The sequence below is a fragment of the Calidithermus terrae genome (assembly GCF_003574345.1).
GTDB lineage: Bacteria > Deinococcota > Deinococci > Deinococcales > Thermaceae > Calidithermus > Calidithermus chliarophilus.
The window spans coordinates 1-8,697 of sequence record NZ_QXDL01000178.1 but is presented as its reverse complement, the minus strand read 5'-3'; the positions used below and the strand labels follow the sequence as shown (position 1 = coordinate 8,697).

Here is an 8,697-nt window from a genome sequence, read left to right as displayed (position 1 = left end):
GGGGGGAGGGGGTGAGCTTCGACGACCCCGGCGAGCCGGTAAAGGTGGTGGTGCGGGCCACCGACTGCCTGTTCCCCGAGGGCGACTCCAGGCCGCTGATCCTGCAGGCGGGTCAGGACTCGCTCGAGACCCTCACCCTCATCCCGCTCAAGGTGGGGCCGCTGAGCCTGATGGCCGAGTTCTGGTACAAGAAGCGCCCGGTCGCCACGGTCAAGGGGCGCATCGAGGTGCTGCCCAACCCGGTGGCCGCCGTCACCGTGCGGGCCACCGACACCGCCGACCTCAGCGACCCCGACGGCCCCGAGCCCGACCTGATCCTGCGGGTGCGCATCCACCCCACCCAGCCCAAGGTGCTCGAGTTCGAGCTCGAGAGCTACCAGGACAGCCTCAGCCACCTCACCGGGCCCCGCGGCCGGGTGACGCTGCGGCAGGCCCCCGAGCAGAAGATGGCGAAGGTGTACGAGCGCCTGAGCAAGATGGCGCGGGAGGCCAAGGACCGCCAGCACGAGGCGCTGGAGCACCTGGGCAACGAGCTGTGGGACCTGCTGATCCCGGTGGAGCTCCAAACGGCCTACTGGGACTTCCGCGACAAGGTGCGGTTTTTGCTGGTGCGCTCGAGCGAGCCCCACATCCCCTGGGAGATCGTCAAGCCCTACCGCAAGGCGGACGGGGTGCCCGAGCAGGAGCCCTTCTGGTGCGAGCGCTTCAGCATGGCCCGCTGGCTCGACAGCGGTGGCCCCGCCACCAACCTCAGCGTGCAGAAGGTGGTGGCCGTGGCCCCCGACCCCGAGAAGGCCCAGCCGCCCCTGCCCTTCCTCGAGGACGAGGAGGAATACCTCTACCAGACCCTCCCCACCCTGCGCGACGGCCTCGAGGCGCTGCCCCCCTGCCGCACCTCCGAGCAGGCCCTGGCCGCCTTCGAGGGCCTCGACTTCACCCTCATGCACGTCGCGGCCCACGGCATCTTCGACGCCCAGGACGCCGACGACTCGGCCATCGTGCTCGAGGGGGGCAGGCTGCAACCCTCCGAGATCAAGGTGGAGTTCGGCCACAAGCGCCCCCGCCCCCTGGTGTTCATCAACGCCTGCGAGGGCGCCCGCCTGGGCCAGACCCTCACCGGCCTGGGCGGCTGGGCCGAGCGCCTGGTCCGCTCGGCGCGGGTGGCCGCCTTCGTGGGCGCGGCCTGGGAGGTGCGCGACGATTTGGCCCTAGGCTTCACCCAGGCCTTCTACGAGGAGCTGCTGCGCAACAACCAGCCCGTCGCCGAGAGCTTCCGCCGCGCCCGCCTCAAGGTGCGCGACGCCCAGCCCGAAAACCGTGACAACTCCACCTGGCTGGCCTACGTCCTCTACGCCTATCCCGGGGCGGTGGTGAGGTGAGGGGCGGTGGGTGGCCGGTGGCGTGCGGCTCGTGGCTCGTGACCTGTCGAGGGTCAAGGTCCGAGGCGTTTTGCGTCTTGCGTTTTGCGTACGACGTACGACGTAGGACGTACGACCCGCCCCCGGCGTTGGACGTTCAGCTATCGGCTATCAGCTATCGGCTATCGACCCATTCAAGAGGTGAACCATGGCGAAAAAACTCTTCGCATTGCTGGTGGGAATTGACGACTACCCCTCGCCCGTGCCCAAGCTGGGCGGGTGTGTCAACGACATCGAGGCGGTGGAGCAGTTTTTGCGCCAGCGGGTCGGGGGCGAATACACCCTGCAAAAGCCGCGCAAGCTGCTCGACCGGGAGGCCGGGCGGCAGGCGGTGATCGCGGGGTTTCGGGAGTACCTGGGCCAGGCCGGGCCGGGCGACCTGGCGCTGTTTTACTACAGCGGGCACGGCTCGCAGGAGATGGCCGACCCCAAGTTCTGGAAGGTCGAGCCTGACCGGCGCAACGAGACGCTGGTGTGCTACGACAGCCGCACGCCCGGCGGACAGGACCTCGCCGATAAGGAACTGGCGCTGCTGATCGAGGAGGTGGCGGGCAAGGGGGCCGAGGTGGTGGCGGTGCTCGACTGCTGCCACTCGGGCAGCGGCACCCGGGCGGCCCTCGAGGACGGCCTGCGGGTGCGGCGGGCCCCGCTCGACGTGCGGGCGCGGCCCCTGGGGACCTACCTCGAGGGGGTGCTCGAGGTCGGCAAAGCCTTCACCAACCAGCCGGGGGACGAGACCGCCGACTGGCTGGGCTTCTCGCAGCGGCACCTGCTGCTGGCGGCCTGCCACGCCTCGGAGACGGCCAAGGAGGTGCAGCACCAGGGCCAGGACCGGGGCGCCTTCAGCGTGGCGCTGCTCAAGGCCCTGGCGGGCGGGAGCCTGACCTACCGCGACCTCGTCAAGCGGGCGGGGGCCGAGCTGAGCCAGACCGTGCGGCAGCAGACCCCGCAGCTCGAGGTGCCCCCCCAGGCCCTCGACCGGCTGTTCCTGGGCGAGGCGGTGCAGCCCCGCCCGGCCTACTACACCCTCAGCCACGACCAGGAGCTGGGCTGGGTGATGGACGGGGGCGCGGTGCACGGCATCGCCGAGGGCGCGGGCAAGGAGCGCACCGTGCTGGCGGTCTTCCCGGCGGGCAGCACCCCCGCCGAGTGGGGCTCGCCCGACAAGGCCCTGGGCGAGGCCACGGTGGCCCAGGTCTGGCCCGCGCGCTCGAGGCTCGAGGTGGGGAAGGCCAAGCTGGACCCCAAGCTCACCTACCCCGCGCAGGTGATCGCCACGCCCCTGCCGCCGCTGGCGGTGGCCTTCGAGGGGGAGAGGGCCCGGCTCGAGCCCGTGCGCAAGGCCCTCGCCACCCAGGGGCCCGGCGGCAAGGCCTCGTTGCTGGTGGCGGAGGCTAAGGGCGAGCGGGAGCCCGGCCTGCGGCTGCTGGCCCAGGGGGGCGCTTACACCCTCACCCGCCCCCACTCCGAGCGCCCCCTGATCCGGCCCCTGCCCTTCGACGAGCCCGGCGCGGCGCGCAAGCTGGCCGAGCGCCTGGAGCACGTCGCCCGCTGGCAGGCCACCGCGGCGCTCGCCAACCCCGGCAGCACGCTCGAGGGGGCCGTCGCGGTCGAGTTCTACCGCTCGCTCAGCGGCCCCACCACCCGCAAGCCCGGCAGCGAGCGCTTCGAGCGGGTCCGGGGCCACGAGCTGCGGCTGGAATACCGTCTGGAGGGGGAGAAGTGGTTCCAGCCCGCCTTCAAGCTGCGCTTCAAGAACGCCTCGCGGCAGACCCTCTACGTGGGCCTGCTGGTGCTCAGCGAGTCCTTCGAGGTGGTGGTTCCGCTGGAGGAGGGCGGGGGGGTGCTGAAGCTCGAGCCCGGCCAGGAGCTGTGGTACAACAAGGGCCAGCCGGTCTACACCCGCGTGCCCAAGGAGTGGTGGGAGGCGGGGATCACCCAGACCCAGGACCTCATCAAGCTCGTCGTCAGCGACCGGCCCTTCGACGCCACCCTGCTGGCGCAGCCCCCCCTGGACTCGCCCTTCGACCGCGAGGCCGCCGCCACGCGCTCCTCGCGCAACTCCCTCGAGCGCCTGATGCGCCGGGTGGGCACCCGCCACATCGGGCTCGAGCCCGAGGGCGAGGCCGAGCTCTCCGACTGGGCCGCCCTCACCCTCAGCGTCACCACCCTGCGCCCCAGGCCCAAGGCCGAGGTCGGCAAGCAGGTGGCCGAGCTGGGCAACGGCGTGCGGGTGCGGCCCCACCCGGCCCTGCAGGCCCGCGCCCGCCTGATCGGGCTGCCCCAGGCCACGCGGGGCGGGGCCAACCTGCCGCCCTACCTCCCCGACCTCGAGGGCGTGGAGCCCTTCCGCCTCACCCCGCCCCAGGGGCGCGACGCGGGGCTAGGCGCGCTCGAGCTCAGCGAGATCAACGACCCCAAGGCCGTGAGCGAGGCCCAGCCGCTGGAGCTGGAGTTCGACCTCCCGCTCGAGGAGCGCGACCGGCTCATCGCCGTGGGCTACGACGCCAAGCAGAAGCTCTGGCTCCCGCTGGGCTTCGGCGGCCCGCTCCCGGTCAAGGGCGAGGCCGGGGGCAGCTACGTGCGGCTGGAGCGCCTCCCCACCCCCGCGCCCGCCCCGCTGGCCGGGGAGCGCGGCCTCATCGACTCGGTCAAGCTGATGCTCTTCAAGCTGGTGGGCCAGAAGCTGGGCCTGCCCTTCGACTACCCCCGCCTCTCGGCCATCACCGTGCCCGAGCTGGGCAAGGTGGAGTACGAGCCCGACGCCGCGAAGGTCCGGGCCAAGGTGGCCCGGGCCAAGAAGGTGCTGCTCTACGTGCACGGCATCCTGGGCCACACCAAGGACCTGGCCTACAGTGCGGGCAGCAAGGTGCGGCTGGGCGAGGGGGAGGCGGCGTTGCAGGAGGGCTACGACCTGCTGCTGGCCTTCGACTACGAGAACATCCACACCTCCATCAAGGACAACGGGCGGTTGCTGCGGCAGAAGCTCGAGGCCGCCGGCTTCGGCCCGGGCGACGGCAAGACCCTGCACGTCGTCGCGCACTCGATGGGCGGGCTGGTCTCGCGCTGGATGGTCGAGCAGGAGGGCGGGAAGGCCTTCGTGGACCACCTCATCGTGATGGGCACCCCCAGCGGCGGCTCCCCCTGGGCCAGCGTGCAGCAGTTCGCCTCCACCGCGCTGGCCCTGGGCATGAACGGCGCGGCGGCCCTGGCCTGGCCGCTGCGGCTGGTGGGGGGCCTGCTGGGGGCCGTCGAGGCGGTGGACAACTCCCTCGACGAGATGCAGCCGGGCTCCGAGTTCCTCAAGACCCTGGGCCACAGCCCCGACCCCGCGCTGCCCTACACCGTGATCGCCGGGACCGCCTCCGTCAAGCGCGGCTCGAGCGCGAAAAGCCTGGTCAAGCGCATCCTCGACAACTTCCCCAACGCCATCCGCTTCGTGGCCCCCAGCGTGTTCCTGGGCCAGCCCAACGACCTCGCCGCCTCCGTCGCCAGCGTGCACAGCCTCGACCCGCAGCGCCAGCCCCGGCCCGCCCTGCTCACCGTGGGCTCCGACCACTTCTCCTACCTCGAGCCCGACGTCACCCTCCCCGAGGTGATCCGGGCGCTGCGCTGAGGCCCCCCTCATCGGCCTGGCCCTCTCGAGGCCGGCCTCCCGGCGGCTTGGCCGCCGCGATGTGCTTGGCCGTGTCGGCGTAGTGGCGCACGCGCACGACCTTGCCCGAGCCGTCGAAGGTCCACAGGTGCACCTCCTCGTCGCGCACGTGGCCGCCCGTGGCCGGCACCTCGAACTCGATGAGGACCTCAGCGGCGACCTGGTCGCCCCCCTCCATCAGTGCCAGCACCCGGAAGTCGCGGACCACCGCGAGGCTGCCCAGGGCCTGGAAAAACCCCGCCACGCCCTGCTTCCCCTGCCGGGCCTCGAGCCAGGGCACCCCCGCCCGCTGGGCCGAGTTGTCGGCCCAGGACTCCCACCGCACCGTCTCGGACACGTGCTCGAGGATGCCCGGCACGTCCCCCTTGCCGAAGGCCGCGTAGATCGCCTGTACGGTCGCCAGATTTCCCATACCTTCCCCCTAGCCCTCCCGCGCCACCGCCGCCCCGGGGACGGCCGACAATTCCCGCAGCAGGTCGCGCTCGCCGCGGGTCATGCACCAGGTGTGGTTGTACTCGAACACCGGCCGGAGCACCGGCGAGAGGGCCCGGATCAGGGGGTACGTCGCCCGCACCTTCCAGTCGTAGGTCACCTCGGTGCCGCCGGGCACGGCGCGCAGGCGCCAGATGCCCCGGCCCTCCAGGTCGCCCTCGGCCCGCACCTCCAGCCGGTGGGGCTCCTCCACGCGGGTGCTCTCGAGGCGCATCCGCAGCTTGTAGGGCAGGGCGCCGTGGACCACGACCGCGTAGCGCTTGCCCACGCCGGCGGCGTCGCCGGGCGCCAGCAGCGTCACCCGGTCGTAGACCGAGCCCCACCAGCGGGGGTAGTCCTCGGCGTTCTGGACGTAGCGCCAGGCGGTCTCGAGGGGGGCGGGGACGAGCCAGCGGTCGAGGAAGTGGTAGTCGTTGGCCCGGGCGGGCCCGGGGGCCTCGTACTCCTCGCCCGGCACCGCGAAGCGGGCGTAGCGGCTGGAGTAGCCCAGCAGGCGCCCGGCCCCGCCCAAGAGGGCCAGCAGGCCCTGCTGCAGCGGGACGGGCACCCCGGCGGCGTAGGAGCTCGGCTGGAGTGAGCGCAGCAGCACCGCCGCCTGGAAGAAGCGCGGCTGCCCCCCGGGCCCGGTCCTGCCCTCCCGCGCCAGCCCGAACAGCGTCTCGAAGAAGTCCTCGAAGGCCTCGAGGGTGCGGCGGTCGGGGGGGTCGAGCTCGATGAGCTGCCGCAGGTGCAGGGGCTCCGTGCCCGCGTTCCAGGGGTTGAGGTGCGCCGCCCCGCGGGGGATGCGGAAGCCCTCGCCCGCCCGGGCGGTGTGCTCCTTCCCGTTCAGCACGTAAGTCGCCGCGCCCGCGAGCACCTCGAAGCCTTCCTCGAAGGTCCGGTGGAAGTGCGGCCGGTTGGCCTCCCGGCCCGCGCCGGGGGGGTAGAAGACCTCGAGCTCGAGGGCCCGCCCGCCGCTGTCGCGGGCGGTACGGCGCACGATGAGCCGGGTTCGGGTCGTGGGGTCGCTGAGCACCTGTCCGGGAACGGCCATGGCTTGCCTCCTGTACGGGGCAAGTGTGGCCCGGGAGGGTGCTCACCCGCCAGACCGAAAATTGCTCACCTTCGCAGGGCGCGCCCCGCTTTTACGGGTTGGACGCCGGCGGGTTGCCGAAGCGGCGCTGCACCACCTGCCCGACGCCCCCCATCAGGCCGCGGTCCTGGCCCTGCACGACGGCCCGCACCCCGCCGCCGTTGCCGGTGCGCACGTTGACGGGCAGGGGGAAGGAGAGCTGGGTCCCGGGGCGGGCGGTGCCCTCGTAGAGCTGGCGGCCGTCGAGGGCGGTGACCCGGATCCAGGAGGTCTGTTCGACCCGCAGGACCAGGGTATTGCCGCTGGGCTGGGCGATGGGCGCAGGCGTGGTCCCGGCCGGCGGGGTGGCCTGGGGGGCGGCCGGGGGCTTGGCGACCTCGAGGCGCACCGTGAGGTTCTGGTCGGTGAGGAGGTTGAGGGTCTGCTGCTTGGGCGCGTAGCCTTGGGCCTCGACCCGCAGCACCCGCTCGCCCACCTCCACCGGGGCCTGGATGGGGGCGTTGCCCAGCAGGAAGCCGTCGAGGTAGACCCGAGCGCCCACCGGCTCGCTGTTCACCCGCAGCATGACCTGCTTGGGGGCGGGGGCCACGGGAGCGACGGGCGCGGCCTCGCCGCGGGGCTCCTGGCGGGTGGAGTACCACCAGAAGGCCGCTGCGGCCAGGATCGCCAGCAGGGGCAGCACCCACAGCCAGGCCCGGCGGGGGGTGCGGGTGGGGATGCGGCTCTTGGGGGGCACCTCGACGGTGCGGTTCATGCCCGGGCTGGCCGGGTAGAGCATCAGCAGGGGCTGGGGGTCGAGGCCCAGCGCCTGGGCGTAGCGCTTGAGGTAGCCCCGCGCCAGCGGGGGCTCGGGCAGTTCCTGGTAACGACACTCCTCCAGCGCCTCGAGGATGGCCCGCCGCACCTTGAGCCGCTCGGCGAGTTGGGTGAGGTCGAGCCCCTGCTCTTCGCGGGCTTGGCGCAGACGGTATCCCAGTTCGCACATCTCGGAATATTCTAAGCCGCTAAGCGATGAGCTGGGCCAGTGCCCCGGCGATGCGCGCGGCCAGGCGGGCGTTTTCCTCCAGCAGCCGCAGGTTGACCTCCACCGTCACCCCGCCCGAGAGCTCGGCGAGCCTCGAGAGCAGGAAGGGGGTGAGGGCCTTGCCGTAGATGCCCCGCCGGGCCGCCTCCTGGTTGGCCTGCTCGACCCAGCTTTGCACCTGGGCCCACTCGAGGCCCCGCGAGACCGGGTTCATCACCAGCGTGGCGCTGGGCAGCAGGCGGCGGGCCTGGGCGAACACGGCCGCGGCCTCCTCGGGGCTCTCCACGCGCGCGGGCAGCTCGAAGGGGGACTCGCGGGTGTGGAAGGCCGGGAGCTTGTCGGTCTTGTAGCCCAGCAGGCTCACGCCGAAGCTCTCGAGGCGCTCGAGGGTGGCCGCGAGGTCGAGGATGCTCTTCGGCCCCGCCGAGACCACCACGATGGGCGTGCGCGAGAGCTCGAACAGGTCGGCCGACTCGTCGTAGGAGGCCTGCCCGCTGCCCGCGGGGTGCACCCCCCCGATGCCCCCGGTGGCGAAGACCGAGATCCCGGCCTTGTGCGCCAGGAAGGCCGTGGTCGCCACCGTAGTCCCCCCGTGCTTGCGCTGGGCCATGATGGCCGCCAGGTTCCACAGGCTGGCCTTCTCCACCTGCGCGGCGAAGGCGACGGCCTCGAGCTGCCCTTCGGTGAGCCCCACGTGGATCTCCCCGTCCAGGATGGCGATGGTCGCGGGCACCGCACCCTCCTCCCGCACGGCCCGCTCCATCTTGCGGGCGAGCTCGAGGTTGGCAGGGCGGGGCAGCCCGTGGGTGATGACGGTGGACTCGAGGGCCACCACCGGCCGGTTGTCGTCGAGGGCCTGCCGGACTTCGGGGTGTAGACGCATGGCTCAAGGATACCGGTCAGGAGTGGGGAGCTGAAGGCGTGGGGCGGGAAGCGGTAAGCCGTCAGCCGTCAGCGAAAGGCTCGTGGCTTGTAGTTCGTGGTTTACCCCACCCCGGCCCTCCCCGCCCGCGGGGAGGGCCGGGGTGGGGTAAAC

6 protein-coding genes are annotated in these 8,697 nt (G+C 72.5%); 2 read left to right on the top strand and 4 right to left on the bottom strand.

Annotation, left to right across the window (positions count from 1 at the left end; translation table 11 throughout):
- The coding region (locus tag Mterra_RS16360; RefSeq protein ID WP_218022955.1) for a CHAT domain-containing protein at window positions 1-1,379 on the top strand (1,379 nt) is incomplete at its 5' end.
- Window positions 1,380-1,566: 187 nt separating this feature from the next.
- Window positions 1,567-5,034, top strand: coding sequence for a caspase family protein (locus Mterra_RS16355; RefSeq protein WP_119316135.1), 3,468 nt, complete (start codon window positions 1,567-1,569; stop codon window positions 5,032-5,034).
- Here Mterra_RS16355 and Mterra_RS16350 read toward each other — a convergent pair.
- The 4 genes from Mterra_RS16350 to Mterra_RS16335 form a co-directional block, all read right to left on the bottom strand.
- On the bottom strand, window positions 5,000-5,485 hold the full coding sequence (locus Mterra_RS16350; RefSeq protein ID WP_119316134.1) for a nuclear transport factor 2 family protein: 486 nt from the start codon (window positions 5,483-5,485) through the stop codon (window positions 5,000-5,002). The two genes, Mterra_RS16355 and Mterra_RS16350, sit on opposite strands and share 35 nt — an antisense overlap.
- 9 nt (window positions 5,486-5,494) lie before the next feature.
- Complete coding sequence (locus Mterra_RS16345; RefSeq protein WP_119316133.1) at window positions 5,495-6,598, bottom strand: SRPBCC family protein; 1,104 nt, start codon at window positions 6,596-6,598, stop codon at window positions 5,495-5,497.
- Between the two features lie 91 nt (window positions 6,599-6,689).
- Window positions 6,690-7,622 (bottom strand): RodZ domain-containing protein, encoded by a 933-nt coding sequence (locus Mterra_RS16340; protein WP_119316132.1) that lies wholly within the window; start codon window positions 7,620-7,622, stop codon window positions 6,690-6,692.
- Window positions 7,623-7,641: 19 nt separating this feature from the next.
- Complete coding sequence (locus Mterra_RS16335) at window positions 7,642-8,544, bottom strand: pseudouridine-5'-phosphate glycosidase (RefSeq protein ID WP_119316131.1); 903 nt, start codon at window positions 8,542-8,544, stop codon at window positions 7,642-7,644.
- Window positions 8,545-8,697 lie beyond the last annotated feature (153 nt).